General features: G+C 59.1%; 12 protein-coding genes and 1 pseudogene. 8 read left to right on the top strand and 5 right to left on the bottom strand.

The features are described 5' to 3' along the window. Window positions 1-33: 33 nt before the first annotated feature. The 3 genes from QFX16_RS15465 (at window position 34) to QFX16_RS15455 (ending at window position 6,742) form a co-directional block, all read left to right on the top strand. Window positions 34-3,081, top strand: a complete 3,048-nt coding sequence (locus QFX16_RS15465) for an autotransporter serine protease (RefSeq protein WP_283180359.1) — start codon at window positions 34-36, stop codon at window positions 3,079-3,081. A gap of 23 nt (window positions 3,082-3,104) precedes the next feature. Beyond that, window positions 3,105-4,793, top strand: coding sequence for a polyurethane esterase (locus QFX16_RS15460; RefSeq protein ID WP_283180358.1), 1,689 nt, complete (start codon window positions 3,105-3,107; stop codon window positions 4,791-4,793). 95 nt (window positions 4,794-4,888) lie between these two features. Continuing rightward, window positions 4,889-6,742, top strand: a complete 1,854-nt coding sequence (locus QFX16_RS15455) for a polyurethane esterase (protein WP_283180357.1) — start codon at window positions 4,889-4,891, stop codon at window positions 6,740-6,742. A gap of 112 nt (window positions 6,743-6,854) precedes the next feature. Here QFX16_RS15455 and QFX16_RS15450 read toward each other — a convergent pair whose 3' ends face one another. After that, window positions 6,855-7,079, bottom strand: coding sequence for a YgdI/YgdR family lipoprotein (locus tag QFX16_RS15450; protein ID WP_283180356.1), 225 nt, complete (start codon window positions 7,077-7,079; stop codon window positions 6,855-6,857). 207 nt (window positions 7,080-7,286) lie between these two features. Between QFX16_RS15450 and QFX16_RS15445 the strand changes: the two genes are divergently transcribed. The 3 genes from QFX16_RS15445 (at window position 7,287) to QFX16_RS15435 (ending at window position 13,270) form a co-directional block, all read left to right on the top strand. After that, the gene (locus QFX16_RS15445; RefSeq protein WP_283180355.1) at window positions 7,287-8,954 is read left to right on the top strand and encodes a VRR-NUC domain-containing protein; all 1,668 of its coding nucleotides are present in this window, start codon (window positions 7,287-7,289) and stop codon (window positions 8,952-8,954) included. Further along, a complete protein-coding gene (locus tag QFX16_RS15440; RefSeq protein WP_283180354.1) occupies window positions 8,951-11,251 on the top strand; it encodes an ATP-dependent DNA helicase in 2,301 nt (766 codons plus the stop codon). The genes QFX16_RS15445 and QFX16_RS15440 overlap by 4 nt, the downstream gene beginning before the upstream one ends. A 99-nt stretch (window positions 11,252-11,350) precedes the next feature. Next, a complete protein-coding gene (locus QFX16_RS15435) occupies window positions 11,351-13,270 on the top strand; it encodes a hybrid sensor histidine kinase/response regulator (RefSeq protein ID WP_283180353.1) in 1,920 nt (639 codons plus the stop codon). Between the two features lie 9 nt (window positions 13,271-13,279). Here QFX16_RS15435 and QFX16_RS15430 read toward each other — a convergent pair whose 3' ends face one another. Then, window positions 13,280-13,525, bottom strand: a complete 246-nt coding sequence (locus tag QFX16_RS15430) for a hypothetical protein (protein ID WP_283180352.1) — start codon at window positions 13,523-13,525, stop codon at window positions 13,280-13,282. A gap of 138 nt (window positions 13,526-13,663) precedes the next feature. On the opposite strand from QFX16_RS15430, the pseudogene QFX16_RS15425 reads away from it, so the two are divergent. Continuing rightward, window positions 13,664-14,044, top strand: a pseudogene (locus QFX16_RS15425) (hypothetical protein). A gap of 63 nt (window positions 14,045-14,107) precedes the next feature. Continuing rightward, window positions 14,108-14,644: a hypothetical protein gene (locus QFX16_RS15420; protein ID WP_283180351.1), complete on the top strand. Its 537-nt coding sequence runs from the start codon at window positions 14,108-14,110 to the stop codon at window positions 14,642-14,644. Window positions 14,645-14,700: 56 nt separating this feature from the next. Here the strand turns inward: QFX16_RS15420 and QFX16_RS15415 are convergent, their stop codons facing one another. The 3 genes from QFX16_RS15415 to QFX16_RS15405 all read right to left on the bottom strand — a co-directional run bounded on the left by QFX16_RS15415 (window position 14,701) and on the right by QFX16_RS15405 (window position 17,260). After that, window positions 14,701-15,177 (bottom strand): PA2171 family ribosome-binding persister protein, encoded by a 477-nt coding sequence (locus QFX16_RS15415; protein WP_046055244.1) that lies wholly within the window; start codon window positions 15,175-15,177, stop codon window positions 14,701-14,703. A gap of 254 nt (window positions 15,178-15,431) precedes the next feature. After that, window positions 15,432-15,728: a hypothetical protein gene (locus tag QFX16_RS15410; RefSeq protein WP_283180350.1), complete on the bottom strand. Its 297-nt coding sequence runs from the start codon at window positions 15,726-15,728 to the stop codon at window positions 15,432-15,434. A gap of 188 nt (window positions 15,729-15,916) precedes the next feature. Continuing rightward, window positions 15,917-17,260: a cation:proton antiporter gene (locus QFX16_RS15405; protein ID WP_283180349.1), complete on the bottom strand. Its 1,344-nt coding sequence runs from the start codon at window positions 17,258-17,260 to the stop codon at window positions 15,917-15,919. Window positions 17,261-17,423 lie beyond the last annotated feature (163 nt).

Genomic DNA, 17,423 nt, shown 5'->3' with positions numbered 1-17,423 from the left:
GATTTTGGCAACACAACTAAGGACGGTAGCTGGATGAATAACAAGTACAACAACCTTGCCATGCTCTGCGCATTGGCCAGCCTCGGTACCGCGCAAGCGGCGCCTTACGTGGAAAACGGTAGAGCGGGCGATCCCAACAGTTGGCGCAGCACTGAATTCAATGCCGATTGGGGGCTGGGAGCGGTCAACGCACAAGAGGCCTACGCCGCCGGTTACACCGGCAAAGGCGTGAAGCTGGGGATCTTCGACCAACCGGTCTACGCCGCGCATCCGGAATTCTCCGGCCCGAACAAAGTAATCACTCTGGTCACCAGCGGCATTCGCGAATACACCGACCCGTACATCCCGGTCAAAGCCGGCGATGCGTTTCGCTACGACGGTTCGCCCTCGATCGGTTCCGACGGCAAGCTGGGTGCCCACGGCACCCACGTTGGCGGGATCGCTGCCGGCAGTCGCGATGGCGGCCCGATGCATGGCGTGGCGTTTGGCTCTCAGATCATCAGTGCGGACAACGGAGATCCGGGCCCGGAGGACGGCATCATTCGCGGCAACGACGGCGCAGTCTACAAGGCCGGTTGGGATGCCTTGATCGCCAGCGGCGCGCGGATCATCAACAACAGTTGGGGCATCGGCATCACCGATCGCTTCGACCTCGGCGGACGCAACCCCGCATACCCGCATTTCACCGTGCAAGACGCGCAATTGCAGTTCAACGAGATCCGTCCGTTGCTCGGGACCAAACCGGGCGGAGCCTACGATGGCGCCATCGCGGCGGCCCGCAGCGGTATCGTGACGATCTTCGCGGCCGGCAACGACTACAACCTCAACAACCCGGACGCTATCGCAGGTCTGGGCTATTTCGTCCCGGACATCGCGCCGAACTGGGTGACCGTGGCGGCGTTGCAGAAAAACCCGGACCTCAACAGCCCGGACCTCTACAACATCAGCACCTTCTCTTCACGCTGCGGCTACACCGCCAGCTTTTGCGTGTCCGCACCGGGCAGCAAGATCTACAGCTCGATCATCAGCGGTACCAACGCCGACAACCTGACCACCGGCTACAAGAATTACAACGGCACCTCGATGGCGGCGCCGCATGTCGCCGGTTCCATGGCCGTGTTGATGGAACGCTTCCCGTACTTGACCGGCGCCCAGGTCGCCAGCGTGTTGCGCACCACGGCCACCGACCTCGGTGCGCCAGGTGTCGATTCGCTGTATGGCTGGGGCATGATCAACCTGCGCAAAGGCATCGATGGCCCGGCGATGTTGGTCACCGAGCAAGACATTCCCGAGGAGTTCCGCATTCAGGGTGCCTATGGTTCCAGCCAGTTTGTGGCGGATTTGCCAGGCATCGGCGCGATTATCGACGCGGGCAAACCGACCCAACGCGTGTGCAATGACGTGCACTGCGGCCTCGACACGTGGCGCAACGACATTTCCGGCCATGGTGGCCTGACCAAGCAGGGCATCGGCACGTTGGTGCTGACCGGCGCCAACACCTACGCCGGTCCGACGCTGGTCAATCAGGGCCGATTGGCAATCAACGGCTCGCTGCTCTCGGCGGTCACCGTCAACGACAGCGGGATCCTCGGCGGTAATGGCCGCATCGGCGTATTGACCGCTAAAAGCGGTGGCACCGTAGCGCCAGGCAATTCCATCGGCACCTTGCAAGTGGCGGGCGACGTCACCTTCGAGCCTGGCTCGACCTACGCCGTGGAGTTATCGCCGACCAGCAGCGATCGGATCGTGGCGGGCGGCAAAGCCGTGATCGACGGCGCTACCGTCAGCCTGTCCCTGGAAAATAGCCCGACCTTGCTGACCACCAGCGAAGTGAAATCCTTGCTCGGTAACCAGTACAACATTCTGCAAGCGGCCGGCGGGATCGAAGGGCGTTTCGGCGCCGTGCTCCCGGATTATCTGTTCATCGGAGGCACACTCGGCTACTCGGCCAATGGCATCCAACTGGCGGTAGAGCGCACCGCAGCGTCCTTCGCCAGCGTCGGCCAAACCCCGAATCAACGCGCCGTTGCCGCTGCTGCCGAGCAATTGGGTGCGGGCAATCCGCTCTATGAAACCTTGCTGTTGTCGCCGACTGCGGCCGTCGCGCAACAAGCCTTCCAGCAACTGTCCGGTGAAATTCATCCGGCGATCGGCACGCTGCTGATTAACGACAGCCGTTACCTGCGCGATGCCGTCGGCGAACGCCTGCGTGAACGTGATCTGTTCAACGCTGCGGCACCCACCGATGACCGCAGCAACGCCTGGGTCAAAGTCCTCGGCGCTTGGGGCAAGAGCGATGGCGGGCATGACAACGCCAGTTCCAACAGCTCCATCGGCGGCTTGCTGGCCGGTGTCGACGGTCTGATCACTGAATATACACGGCTGGGTTTCGTGACCGGTTACAGCGACAGTTCGTTGAGCATGGGCGATGGGACGCATTCGTCAGCCTCCGTCGATAGCTACCACTTGGGCGCCTATCTGGGCCATGAAATGGATGCACTGCTTCTGAGCGTCGGCGGCGCTTACAGCTGGCATCGCATCGACGTGAAGCGTGACCTGCAATTCGGCGACGTCAGCGGTAAACAGAAATCCAAACGCGATGCGACAACCGCACAACTGTTTACCGAAGCGGCGTATCGCCTGGACCTGCAACCGCTGGCGCTGGAACCGTTCGCCAAACTGGCTTACGTGCACCTGAACAGCGACAGCTTCACCGAGAAAGGTGATGCCGCGGCGCTTAAGGGTGGCGAAGACAACCGCGACGCCGTGCTCTCGACCCTCGGTCTGCGGGCGAGCAAAGCGATTGCCCTGTCGGACCAACAGCAGCTGGAACTGTCCGGCACGCTGGGCTGGCAGCACAACCTGAGCAACACCCGTTCCGAAGATCATCTGGCCTTCGCCAACGGCAACACCGCGTTCAGCGTGCAGAGCGTTTCCCTGGACCGCAACGCCGCCGTTGTGGGTGCGCGGGCCGGTTTGGCGGTGGCGCAGGATGTGCGTGTGAGCCTGGATTACAACGGACTGCTCGGCTCCCGCGAGAAAGACCACGGTGTGGGTCTGACGCTCGACTGGCAGTTCTGATTTGACGCAAAGGAAGCAAACCTATGGGACTGTTTGATTACAAAAATGCTGACGGCAAGGCGTTGTACTCCGATGCCATCGCGCTGACGCTGTATGCGTACACGCCAACCGGTCAGCCACTGCCGGCGACCGGTTGGGTGCCGATTGGCGCCACGCAGCTGGGTTATCAAGGCAAGGTCGGTGCACAAGGCACCTTCTATGGCGAGAAGGACGGCTTCACCAGCGCCGAAGCCGAAGTGCTCGGCAAGTACGATGCGGCGGGCAAGCTGATCGGTATCGGCATTGCCTTCCGAGGCACCGGCGGCCTGGGTTACAGCGACACCTTCGGCGACATGAAAAACAACCTGCTGGCTGCTGTCGGCCCGGTGGATTACGCGACGAACTACGCGAAAAACGCCTTCGACAGTTTGCTCAAGGACGTCGCCGCGTTTGCGCTCGCCCATGGCCTGAACGCCAGGGACGTGCTGGTCAGCGGTCACAGTCTTGGCGGCTTAGGGGTCAATAGCCTCGCCGAACTGAGTGGCAACAACTGGGGCGGTTTCTTCAAGGAGGCCAACTACATCGCGTTCGCCTCGCCGACCCAAAGCGCCACCGGCAACAACGTGCTGAACATCGGCTACGAAAACGATCCGGTGTTTCGGGCACTCGACGGCACCACGTTTAGCAGCGGCTCCCTGGGTAAGCACGACGGACACCAGGACTCGGCGACCAACAACATCGTCAACTTCAATGACCAGTACGCGTCCACCTCGCAGAACCTGGTGCCGTTCAGCATCCTCAACCCGCTGAACTGGTCGGCTCACGGCTCGCTGGGTTATGCCGACGGGTTGAACCGGGTGATCGACTCGCGTTTCTACGACCTCACCGACAAGGACTCGACGCTGATCGTGTCCAACCTGGCGGAAGCGTCCCGGGGCAAAACCTGGGTCGAGGACCTCGGTCGCAGCGGCGAACCTCACACCGGCAGCACATTCATAATCGGCACCGACAGCAACGACCTGCTCAAGGGCGGTGCCGGCAATGACTTCATCGAAGGCCGCGATGGCAATGACCGGTTCCGCGATGACGGTGGCTACAACCTCCTGCTGGGCGGCAAGGGCAGCAACACCTTCGAATTGCAGAAGCCGTTGCAGAACTTCAGCGTTGCCAACGACGGCGACGGCACGCTGTACGTGCGTGATGCCTATGGCGGCATCAGCATGACCCGCGACATCGGCGCGCTGGTTAGTCAGGAGTCGGGCTCATGGTGGGGGAGCAAGGAGGTGACTTACAGCGTGACCGCCAACGGTTTGCTTAACGGCAGCGAACTGACCCAGTACAACCACTCGCTTCACGGTGATGCCTACGGCAACACACTGGCAGCCAGCGTCGACGGCGACTGGTTGTTCGGCAATGCCGGCGACGACCTGCTGCGCAGCGACAAAAGCCAGGTGACGTTTGTCGGTGGAGCGGGCAATGACGTGATGCAAGCCTCGGGTGGCAACAACACGTTCCTGTTCAGCGGCGCCTTCGGTTTCGACGTGGTCAATGGCTACCAGAGCAACGACAAATTGCTGTTCATGGGCGTGCAGGGCGCGGGGCAGGGGTATGACTACACGCAACACGCTTCGCAGTCGGGCCACGACACGGTGCTGAAGATTGGCGACTTTGCCGTGACCCTGGTGGGGGTGGGACTGGATAACCTGTCGGCTTCAGGCATTACGTTTGCCTGAGGCTGCATGCACTAAATGCTCCGGGGCGCCTCGTGATCGGGCGTCCTGGTTGTGAGCTATCTCTGACAATTCCAACAACGAGAGAGGCAATACCAATGGGTGTGTACGACTACAAAAACTTCGGTACAGCAGATTCCAAAGCGTTATTTACCGACGCAATGGCGATCACGCTGTATTCCTATCACAACCTGGATAACGGCTTTGCCACCGGCTATCAGCACAACGGCTTCGGCCTTGGCTTGCCGGCCACACTGGTGACAGCACTGATAGGTGGTACCGACTCCCAGGGCGTCATTCCCGGAATCCCATGGAACCCCGATTCGGAAAAAGCCGCACTGGACGCGGTGCAGAAAGCCGGCTGGACGCCGATCACCGCCACGCAACTGGGCTATGACGGCAAGGTCGATGCACGGGGAACGTTCTTCGGCGAGAAGGCCGGGTACACCAGCGCTCAGGTGGAAATCCTTGGCAAGTACGACGCGCAAGGTCATCTCAGCGAAATCGGTATCGCTTTTCGCGGCACCAGTGGCCCACGAGAAAGCCAGATCAGCGACTCCATCGGCGATGTGATCAATGATCTGCTGGCGGCGTTGGGGCCAAAGGATTATGCGAAAAACTACGTCGGCGAAGCCTTCGGTAATCTGCTCAGCGACGTGGCGGCCTTTGCCCGGGCCAATGGCCTGTCGGGCAAGGACGTGCTGGTCAGCGGTCACAGCCTCGGCGGGCTGGCGGTCAATAGCCTGGCAGACTTGAGCAACGACAAGTGGGCCGGATTCTACAAGGATTCCAACTACATCGCCTACGCCTCGCCGACCCAAAGCAGCACCGACAAAGTGCTGAACGTCGGTTACGAGAACGACCCGGTGTACCGCGCCCTCGACGGTTCATCCTTTAACCTGTCGTCGGTGGGCGTGCACGATGCCGCCAAGGTCTCGGCGACCGATAACATCGTCAGCTTTAACGACCACTACGCTTCGACAGCGTGGAATGTGCTGCCGTTTTCCATCCTCAACATCCCGACCTGGATCTCGCACTTGCCGACCGCCTATGGCGACGGCATGAACCGGGTAATCGAGTCGAAGTTCTACGACCTCACCAGTAAAGACTCGACGATCATCGTTGCCAACCTGTCGGATCCGGCGCGCGCCAACACTTGGGTTCAGGATCTGAATCGCAACGCTGAAACCCACAAGGGCAGCACCTTCATCATCGGCAGTGACGGCAACGATCTGATCCAGGGTGGCCGGGGCAACGACTATCTGGAAGGTCGCGATGGCAACGATACCTTCCGCGACGGTGGCGGTTACAACATCCTGTTGGGCGGCAAGGGCAACAACGTGCTGGATGTGCAGCAGTCGGTGAAAAACTTCGACTTCGCCAATGACGGAGCCGGCAACCTGTACATCCGCGACGCCAATGGCGGCATCAGCATGACCCGCGACATCGGCAGCATTGTGACCAAGGAGCCGGGGTTTCTGTGGGGGCTGTTCAAGGATGACGTGACCCACAGCGTCACTGCCGATGGCCTGAAAGTAGGCAATAACCTGACTCAGTACGCATCAACGGTAAAGGGCGGCGCCGGCGCCGATACGCTCAAGGCTCACGCTGGCGGCGATTGGTTGTTTGGACTGGACGCCAACGATCATTTGATCGGCAGCAAGGGTAACGACGTGTTTGTCGGGGGGGCGGGCAATGACTTGATGGAGTCGGGGGGCGGGATCGATACGTTCCTGTTTAGCGGCGCGTTTGGTCAGGACCGGGTGATTGGCTACCAGGCCAGCGACAAACTGGTGTTTCTCGGGGTTCAGGGGGTAACGCCGAACGACGACTATCGGGCGCATGCCACGGCGGTGGGGCACGACACGGTGCTGACGTTTGGGGGGGATTCGGTGACATTGGTTGGGGTTGGGCTGGATAGTTTGTCCAGTGGAGGGGTTGTTATCGCCTGAGGGTGATGCGCCGTCTGTGAGGGACTCTTCGCGAGCAGGCTCGCTCCCACAGGGGATTTGTGAACGCCACAGATCCAATGTGGGAGCGAGCCTGCTCGCGATGACTCGGTATTCAGTCTTCCTGTCGAATCGTGGTCACTTCATCGGCCTTGACCTTCACTTTCGCCCCGGAAATATCTTCGAATTCAAAGAAGCCGTCCTGGGTCTTGGTTTTCGGCATGTCCTTGGTCAAATACTGGGTGCCGTTCTGCAGCGTCACAACCGTTGGCGTCGAGCAACCGGCCAGGGCCAGAAAGGCCGCTACCGCCAGGGGCAAGCCCAGAGTCTTGATATTCATAACCACCTCTCATCCTTCAAAAAAACAGCGCGACTGCCATGAACGAAATCAATCGTCACTGTACCTCTAACGCGGTTGGTGCGATGGATTGGCAGAAAGTTCATAGGCACCCGAAAAATTACCGAATTAGGCCGCCGCTTATCCTTTTTCGTTTGCGCCGGGCAGCGTGCAGCTGGTATCTGTACGCATAACCAGTACTCGCTCGCCATGGCCCTTTTTCCTGTGACTGCAAACCCGCTCGACGATCCGTTCTACTACTTGAACAACTTCATGCAAGTGCTTGATTGGCTTGAGCTTCGCTATGCCGATGTGCTGAGTGTCGAAGAGCAACACTTCATCCGCGAGTTCAAGCGGTTGCCCCGTGAGTCCAGGGCGCTGCTGGTCAGGATGGTGATGCGCAAGGGGAATCACTTCCGGGCGAGCAAGCTGCATTACGTCGAAATCGGCGACATCGCCATCGCCGCCGGCCCACTGCTGGCGCTGGGCTGGATCGATGAGCAATCGCCGCTGTCGATCGAAGCGCTGTTCGAGGTGTTGCTCAAGGCGGAAATTTTCCAGTGTTTTGGCGCCACCATCGATCAACCCAAGGGAAAAAAGACCGATTGGCTGCCCGCACTGAGCGAACAGTTTCCCCAGGCCCAAAGTTTCGGCCAGTGGTGCACGTCGCTGGATGATCGATTGTTCAGCCTGACCACCATGCGTCTGTGCGACCGGCTGCGCTTGATGTTTTTCGGCAATCTTTACCAGGACTGGTCCGAGTTCGTGCTGGCTGACCTGGGCATCTTTACCTATGAAAAAGTCGAGTTCTGTGCCGACTCCCGAGGCCTGCGCAGCCGTGACGACGTGGACGCCTGTCTCTTCCTTCATGAGTGTCAGCAGCATTTCGAGGCCGGCGAAGCAGTAGACGGCATTGTCGAGCAGATCAAAGGGCTGGCGCTGAGCAATCCCTGGCTGCAACGACGTCGCGGCAAACTGTTGTTCCAGATCGGTCAGCACTGCGAGCGCGTGGCGGATTTCTCTACTGCACTGACGATCTACCGCGAGTGTGTCTATCCCGGCGCGCGCCTGCGGTTGATTCGGGTGTTGGAGCGCTGTGGTGAATACCAACTGGCCATGGACCTGGCCGCCGCGGTGGAGCAATCGCCGGAAAGTGCCGCCGAGCATCAACAATTGCTGCGTGTGCTGCCCAGGCTTCGGCGCAAATTGGGCGGTCCGGTGATAAAGCGCTCGTCCCCACGAGAGATGCTGCGCCTGGACCTGCAACTGCCCAGAACCGACCCGGCGTTGTCGGTGGAGTCTTACGTTCAGGCGCATTTGGCGCAAGAGTCGGCGCCGGTGCATTACGTCGAAAACAGCCTGATCAACTCGCTGTTCGGTCTGCTGTGCTGGCCGGCGATTTTCGCGCCATTGCCAGGGGCGTTTTTCCACCCGTTCCAGCGTGGGCCGGTGGATTTGCTCAATGAGGACTTTCACGCACGCCGCGTGGAGCTGTTCCAGGGTTGCCTGTCTGAACTCGATGACGGGCGTTACCTGCAGACGATTCGTGAACGCTATGCCAGCAAGTGGGGCGTGCAGTCGCCCTTCGTGTTCTGGGGTGTGCTGAGCGATGAATTGCTCGATCAGGCACTCGATTGCCTGCCGGCCGAACACCTCAAGCGCTGGTTCAATCGACTGCTGTTGGACATCAAGGCCAATCGCGCCGGTATGCCAGACCTGATCCAGTTTTGGCCGCAGGACAAAACCTACCGGATGATCGAAGTCAAAGGCCCCGGTGATCGCCTGCAAGACAATCAATTGCGCTGGCTTGAGTTCTGTCATGAGCACCAGATGCCGATTGCCGTCTGCTACGTGCAATGGGCGGAGCAAAGCGCTTGAGTTACAGCATCGCGGTGCGGGCGCTGTGTGAATTCACCGCCAAGGTTGGTGACCTCGACCTGCGCTTTACACCTTCGCCGACGGCGCTGGAAGGGATTGTCGGGCACCGGACGGTGGCGTCCCGGCGTAGCGAGGGCTACCAGAGTGAAGTCGCGCTTGAAGGGCTGTATCAAACGTTGACGGTAAAGGGTCGGGCCGACGGCTACGACCCCGCGCAAAATTGCCTGGAGGAGGTCAAAACCTATCGCGGAGATTTGAGCAAGCAACCGGCCAACCACCGTCAGCTGCACTGGGCGCAGGCGAAGATTTACGGCTGGTTGATGTGCCAGAAACTGGAGCTGGCGCAGATCAATCTGGCCCTGGTGTACTTCGACATCGTCAGCGAAAAGGAAACCTGCCTGGTCGAGGCTTTCAGCGCCGCGCAACTGCGGCTGTTCTTCGAACAACATTGCGCCTTGTTCCTGCACTGGGCCGAGCAGGAAATGGCTCATCGCGAAGGGCGTAATCGGGCGGCGCAACAACTGGCGTTTCCCCATGCCGACTTTCGACCCGGGCAGCGTCATCTGGCGGAATCGGTGTTCAAGGCTGTCAGCACCGGTCGTTGCTTGATGGCGCAGGCGCCCACGGGGATCGGCAAGACCGTCGGCACGCTGTTCCCGATGCTCAAGGCCCTGGCGCCGCAGCAACTGGACAAGGTGTTCTTCCTCACAGCGAAAACCCCGGGGCGCAAACTGGCGCTGGACGCCGCGCAAGTGATCCTCGACAGCGCCGACGCGCCACCCTTGCGGGTGCTCGAAATGATCGCCCGGGACAAGGCCTGCGAGCATCCGGACAAAGCCTGTCACGGCGAATCCTGCCCATTGGCCCAGGGGTTTTATGATCGTTTGCCCGCCGCTCGCCAGGCGGCCAGCAAATTGTCCCTGCTGAACCAGAACGCTTTGCGCGAGGTCGCCCTGAAACACGACGTCTGTCCCTACTACCTGAGCCAGGAAATGGCCCGCTGGGCAGACGTGGTGGTCGCCGATTACAACTACTATTTCGATTTCAGCGCGCTGCTGTTCGGGCTGGCCCAGGCCAATAACTGGAAAGTCGCGGTGCTGGTGGACGAAGCGCACAACATGGTGGAGCGCGGCCGGCAGATGTACAGCGCCAGCCTCGACCAATCGACCCTCAACGGCGTACGAAAAACCGCACCCGAGGCGTTGAAAAAATCCTTGCAACGGGTCAACCGTGAGTGGAATGCCCTGCATAATCTGCAACTCGGCGCCTATCAGGCCTATGACAAGGCGCCGGAAAAACTGCTCCAGGCGTTGTCGTCGTGCAGCGCGAGCATCGGCGACTACCTGAATGATCATCCGCAGGGCCTGGACGGGGCGTTACAGAACTTCTATTTCGACATGCTGCAATTTTGCCGGGTGGCTGAGCTCTTCGATGAACAGTTCCTGTTCGACATCAGCAAGCGCGACCTCGACCGCCAACGCAACCTGTCGCAGCTGTGCCTGCGCAACGTGGTGCCCGCCGGCTTCATCCGCCCGCGCCTGACGGCCGCACGCAGCACCGTGCTGTTTTCCGCGACCCTGAGCCCTAGCCACTACTATGCCGACCTGCTGGGCACGCCGGCGAACACGGTGTGGATAGACGTCGAATCGCCATTTCACGCCGATCAGCTGCAAGTGCACATCGTCAACCAGATCTCCACGCGGTTCGTCCATCGCCAGTCATCCCTTGCGCCAATCGTCGAGCTGATTGCCCGGCAGTTCAGCCAACGTCCCGGCAACTACCTGGCGTTTTTCAGCAGCTTCGATTATTTGCAGCAAGTAGCGCAGTTGCTGGCCGAGAAACATCCACACATCAATCTGTGGTCGCAGTCCCGGGGCATGGGGGAAGGGCAGCGACAGGACTTTCTCGATCAGTTCACCGCCGAAAGTCAGGGCGTCGGTTTCGCGGTGTTGGGCGGTGCGTTTGGCGAAGGCATCGACTTGCCGGGCGCGCGACTGATCGGAGCGTTTATCGCCACCCTCGGACTGGCGCAACTCAACCCGGTCAACGAGCAGTTGAAACAGCGCATGGCAGCGATTTTCGGTGCCGGTTATGACTACACTTACCTGTTTCCCGGTGTGCAGAAAGTGGTGCAGGCGGCGGGGAGGGTGATCCGCACCCAGCAGGATCAGGGGGTGGTGATGTTGATCGATGACCGGTTTGGCGATAGCAAGGTCAAGCAGTTACTGCCGCGTTGGTGGTCGATTGCGCCAGCCTCTTTTGCAACTCCGCGAACGTATGACCACCAGGTAATCTGAGGCATACGGTCCAGACCCGCCACCCAGCGTTGTTTTCGAGCTTTCCAAATTTTCGGTTTGTCGCATACTCCAAAAAAAAGACAGTGACGTGAGGGATCAATGAGCGAGGATCGGACCAAAGCCAACGCCATCGACAACAGTCGTTTTCGCCTGTTGATCGATGCTGTGATTGACTACGCGATCTACATGATTGATCCCGAAGGCATCATCACCAGCTGGAACACCGGCGCCAGGCGTTTCAAGGGGTATGAAGAGGCCGAGATTCTCGGTCAGCACTTTTCGCGGTTCTATACCGAAGAGGATCGCCGTGCCGGTTTGCCCCAGCGAGCGCTCGACACGGCGATCAGGGAAGGGCGTTTCGAGGGGGAAGGCTGGCGGGTTCGCAAGGACGGCACGCATTTCTGGTGCCACGTCGTCATTGATCCGATTCTTGACCCGTCGGGTAAGTTGCTAGGGTTTGCCAAGATTACCCGCGACCTGACCGACCGCAAGATGGCTGAAGAAACCCTCAAGCAAAGCGAGCAGCAATTCCGCCTATTGGTTCAAAGTGTCACTGACTACGCCATCTACATGCTCACCCCGGATGGCCGCATGACCAACTGGAACCTTGGGGCTCAGCGCATCAAGGGCTACTTGCCCGAAGAAGTCATCGGCCAGCATTTTTCGATGTTTTACACCCCGGAAGACCGCGAGGCCGGCGAACCACAACGGACCCTGGACATTGCAATCCGTGAAGGGCGATTCGAAAACAAAGGCTGGCGCGTGCGCAAGGACGGTACGCGGTTCCTGGCCAATGTCGTGGTCGATCCGATTTGGGGCGAAACCGGCACGCTGCTCGGTTTCGCCAAGATCACCCGTGATATCACCGAAGCCACACAAGCCCAGCAGGCGCTGGAGCAAACCCGCGAAGCGCTGTTTCAGGCGCAGAAAATGCAGGCCATCGGCCAACTCAGCGGCGGCGTTGCCCACGACTTCAACAATTTGCTGACCGTCATCCTCGGCAATCTGGAAATCGTCCGCAAACGCGTGGGGGGCGATCCGAATATTACCCGATTGGTGGACAACGCCACTCAGGGAGCCTTGCGGGGCGTAACCCTGACCCAGCGCATGCTGGCGTTTGCCAGACGTCAGGAGCTCAAAGCCGAACCCGTCGAGATCCCGGCGCTGGTGCAAGGGATCAGCGGGCTGTTGCGCAGTTCGCTCGGGCCTTCCGTGGTACTCGAAACCCGCTTTTCGCAAGAACTCGAGCCGGTCCTGGCCGACGTCAATCAGCTTGAACTGGCGGTACTGAACCTGGTGACCAACGCCCGCGATGCAATGCCGCATGGCGGAAAAATCGTTATCAGTGCCAAGACTGAAGAAACCTGGGATCAACCGCAGTTGTCCCTGCTGTCAGGCCGGTATGTCTGCCTGAGTGTCAGCGACACGGGGGAGGGTATGGATGACGCCACGCTCGGTTTGGCAATGGACCCGTTCTTCACCACAAAAGGCGTTGGCAAAGGCACGGGGCTGGGACTGTCGATGGTGCATGGTTACATCGAGCAACTGGGCGGACGATTCGTCCTCAAAAGCCAGAAGGACATAGGCACGATCGCCGAACTGTGGATACCCATCGCCACGACCGGTTCGGTTGCCAAGCCCGTTACCGAGGCGGCCGCACCGCCGGTGCACCGTCTATGCGTGTTGGTCGTGGATGATGACAGCCTGGTGTTGACCAGTACCTGCCTGTTACTCGAAGACCTGGGGCATCGGGTGATCAGTGCGACGTCCGGGGCGCAAGCGCTGAAAGTATTCGACACTGAATCAGCGATTGACCTGGTCATCACCGACATGGCCATGCCACAGATGAATGGCGCGGAACTGGCGCAGGCTATCCGGACCATGAAGCCGGACCTGCCGATCATCCTTGCCACCGGTTATGCCGAGCGCCTGGAAGGGTTCGCAACCAGACTTCCGCGCCTGTCCAAACCGTTTACTCAACTCAATCTGGTGGAAATCATCGCCTCGACCATGAAATGACCAGCGAGCTCAACGTTCGGCCGCGGCTCCCGCGTTCTTCTTGAAACCACGCACGTTCATGGCGCACAGGCAAAACTGCAACACGATCAGTGCATAGGCCTGGGTGTGGTAACCCCACGTCACCCATAAAACATTGCTGACGATAAAACAGACAAAGCCCGAGACCCTGCGCCTGGGGCTTTGCGAACCGATCAACCACGCCGCCAGCACCGTGACCAGCATCGCTGGCCATTGCACCCAATCGAGATAGTCCATCCCCATTCCTTAACGTCAGACCCTTATCTGAGGGACCACAGTGGCGAGGCACCGTTCGGTGCTTTGCCTCACGACGCCTTTGAATTTTTGGCCATTGAGCGGCTCAGAGTCTTTATAGCGCCTTCGAGCACTCCCGCCATGAGCCATTCGATTGAGCACCCGCCGAACCACCTGTTTTTCGACGATGACGGGCAGACACCCAACAGTCGCCTGCCGGTGCTGCTTTATCGAAATGTCGCGCTGAAATCGGCGGACAAGGCCCGCGCGTCGAAGCGTTGTTCAACGCCAATCACTGGCCGGCTCAATGGCGGGCGCTGGTGTTCGATTATCACCATTACCACTCGACCGCGCATGAGGTGTTGGGTGTATCCAAAAGGCCAGGAAAAGTATGACATTCAGCGTCCGGAACCAACGACTCACGACCAGTCCGTTGCTCGAATCGCCAAGGTCCCACTTCCCTTGGCCGATCCGGTGTACGGCGGCGGGGGTGCATTGATGGGCGCCTGGAGGGCGCGTTGAAATCCAGCTGAACTTGTCAGTAAACGTTTCTTCTAAACGTTTCCCATCCCGTGCGTGACACTTGTGCCAAGAATACTGACCGAAGCCCCCGCCAAAGAAGCCCTGACCGAACACAACGCGAAGATGTTCGGTTCACCCAAGGAACGCCTGGATTTCTACCGCCGGGAAATCCAGTACGAAACCAGCATTCTGGCCAATCGAACGGATGCCTACCTGGCGGCGCAATCGTTTCTGGTGATTGCCTTTGCTTCTTGCATGTCCAACCTCAACCCCGAGTGGGGGAAACTCTTCACGCTGGTGGTGCCACCCTTTTTGGCTTTGTTGGGGCTGCTCAGTTCACTCAACGCCTGGCCGGGCATTCGCGCGGCCTACGACATCATTGATCACTGGCATTTCAAGCAAAGTGAATTGTTGCGCAGCGAACCCTTGATGGGCCTCGCCTACGATGAATCGCCGCTGTTCAGTGAGATGGAGTCGTCCCATAAGGGTTATCGCAAGTCGTTGCTGTTTTCGGTGCGTACGCCGTGGATTTTCGCCACGTTCTGGGTGCTACTGGGCAGCTATGCGTTTTACATTCAGGTGACCAACCCCGGCGCGTGAACCAGACAACAAAAGGCCCGGTGCAAGCCAGGTCTTTTGTTGCCTCGCCACGTGCATCAAGCCGCCAGATTGGCTGCGCTCATTTCTTTCTTGTACTGAGCTTTCAAACTTTCCATTTGCGCGCCCAGCTCTTCAAGTGTGGCTTTGCCCAACAGTTTTTTCGCCTGAGGGAACATTTCCGTTTCCTCTTCTTCAATGTGATGTTCCAGCAGTTCCTTGACCACTTTCACGCGACCGGCGAATTCCGGGGTGGACGGGTCGGTGACTTTCAAGTCCGGCAGCACCAGGGAATCAACGGTGCGATGTTCTTCCTTGGCTTCGTAATACATGACGTCTTGCTCCTTACCCCCGGCTTTCTTGTACGCCGGGTACAAGACTTCCTCTTCGAGACGGGTGTGGATGGCGATCTCCATTTCCAGTTTGGCCAGCAACTCGCCGCGCTTTTTAACACCACGTTCGGTGGATTCGCTTAGCTGGGTCAGGATGCCTTTTACGCGTTCATGGTCGGCTTTCAACAAGTCTATGGCGTTCATGGTCGAGTCTCTCCAACGAGTCAGGGGTGAGCGCGAACGGTCTCAAGGCCGAAAGTCGCTCATTGTCCTTGAGCATTTGTCGTGCCGGTTTGCCGGTGCGATAACTGCCTTATAAAACAATAAGTTGAAGTGACTGATGGCGAACTGCGGTCATGCAGCCTGCATGAGTCCGGAAATCGGCTCATGCAGTTCGCAGTGGAGCATTGATGTTCCAGACAATAAAAAGCCCGGCGACTGTGCCGGGCTTTTCAAGTTCAGGCTCTGGATTCGGGCTGCTGGAGCAAACGATTAGCGTTTTGCGTGGACATCGAGACAGGCGGGAAATCTTCGTTGAGCAGCCGCAAGTGCTCGATCGCTTCCTCGAATTTCAAGTCGGCCTTTCTGCGCATCGCCTGATAACGATCAAACAGTTCCATATCCATGTCGCTGACCTCGAGTAACGCCCAGGCGCTGCGGCTCAGTGCCTGGGCGTCTTCAAACATTTGATGATTACGTTCCAGGGCGAAGGCCCGGCAGGCTTTGATTTCTTCGGAGGTGGAATAGTGAATCATGACCAGCACCTGATTTTCTCGAGGTCTCTTTTGATAGGCATCGACGCCACAGGGGAACCGAGCCTGGCAAGTCCCGCCGTGCAAAAGCCGGGCAGGATTAAGGTTGTGACCTGCTGGATCGCAAAAGAATTTCAAATTTATGAACGTGAAAATTCGATAATTCGGACCCTGAACGCACAGACATCAAATCAAATATCCCGTTTATTATGCTGTTCATATCGAGCCAGCATCGGTTGGGTGCTGATCCCGTGGATGAGGATGCTTAGCGCGACCACGCACAAGGTCAGATCCATGCAGAGCGTTGCAATCGATGGGTCCAGCCCGTGGTTCAGGGCATAAAACAGGTAATACAGACTGCCGATACCGCGTATGCCGAACCAGCCAATCAACATTCGCTGGTGGCCGTTGAGCAAACGGCCCCAAGGCATGGCGACGACGCTCAGGGGTCGTATCAGGCAAAACAACACGCCAGCGATCGGCAACGCACGCCAGTCCCAGTGCGCCATCAGCACCACGCCGAGCAGCGTTACCAGAAAAACTTCCATGGCCCGTTCCACCAGGCTGCCGAAGGCGAGCATGTCGCCCATCATGATGCCCGCGGCGACTTGAGTGTCTTCAAGTCTTGCGGTATCACCGTGAACCGCATGTTGCGGTTCGACGTTCTGATGTCCCACGACAGGCTGAACCAGATGCTCGGCGGGAAGTTCGTCGTCGCCCGTGGATTTGACTTCTTCGTGGCGTAAACCCAGGCCGGCAGCGAACACCGACAGAAAGCCGTAGCCGTGAATCGACTCGGCCCCGACATACGCCAGGGCAATCAAGGCGAGGGCGAGGTAATCATTCGGAGAAAGGGTGCTGTCGTCATTTTTGATGCGCATTAACAAGGTCAGGCGACCAATGCCGCGTCCCATCCAGTAGCCGGTGAGCAAACCGGCCGGGACTGCCCACAATAAGCTGCGCAGCACCCAGTCGCTCAGCCAGCCGGGGTTGCCGTCGTGTTGCACCAGGAGCAGGCCGAGAATGACAAACGGGAAGGCGATCCCGTCATTGAGCCCGGCTTCACCCGACAGCCCGAAGCGCACGCTGTCATCATCCCGGGCGTCGTTGACTTGCACCAGGGCGGCGAGCACCGGGTCGGTGGGCGCCAGAATCGAGCCGATCAACACGGACGCGCCCCAGGACAATTCGAAACCGTAATGCAGCAACAGACTGACGCCGGCAATGGTCAACACCATGACCGGGCCGGCCAGGCCGTAGGCAATGCGCCAGGTTTTGTCCCTGAGCGGCAAGCGCAATTTCAAACCACAGACAAACAACGAAAACAGCACTGCGACTTCCGTCAGATGCTCCATCCAGGTGGACGCATCTTCGGTGTCCAGTTTCAACAACCCGAACCCCGCGGGCCCGATGGTTACACCCAGCACCAGGCACACCGCCGACGTGGTCACCGGCATCCAGCGCAGGTACGACGAGGTCAGTGCCAGCGTCAGCAGCACCGCACCCAACACCGCCACCCACAAAATGAAACTCATGCTCGGTACTCGTCGGGTGCGTGCCGCGATGTAGAGCCTTTGGCGATCAACCGACGGTCGCGCGCAGGTATTCAGGTGTAATACGTTGAACCATAGCAGGATCATTGAGACCAGGAGGGTGACCAGCACCAGCAATCCGACGCCTCAGACGCAACGACACTCT

This window comes from Pseudomonas svalbardensis (assembly GCF_030053115.1).
GTDB lineage: Bacteria > Pseudomonadota > Gammaproteobacteria > Pseudomonadales > Pseudomonadaceae > Aquipseudomonas > Aquipseudomonas svalbardensis.
This window is presented reverse-complemented; position numbering and strand designations above follow the sequence as displayed.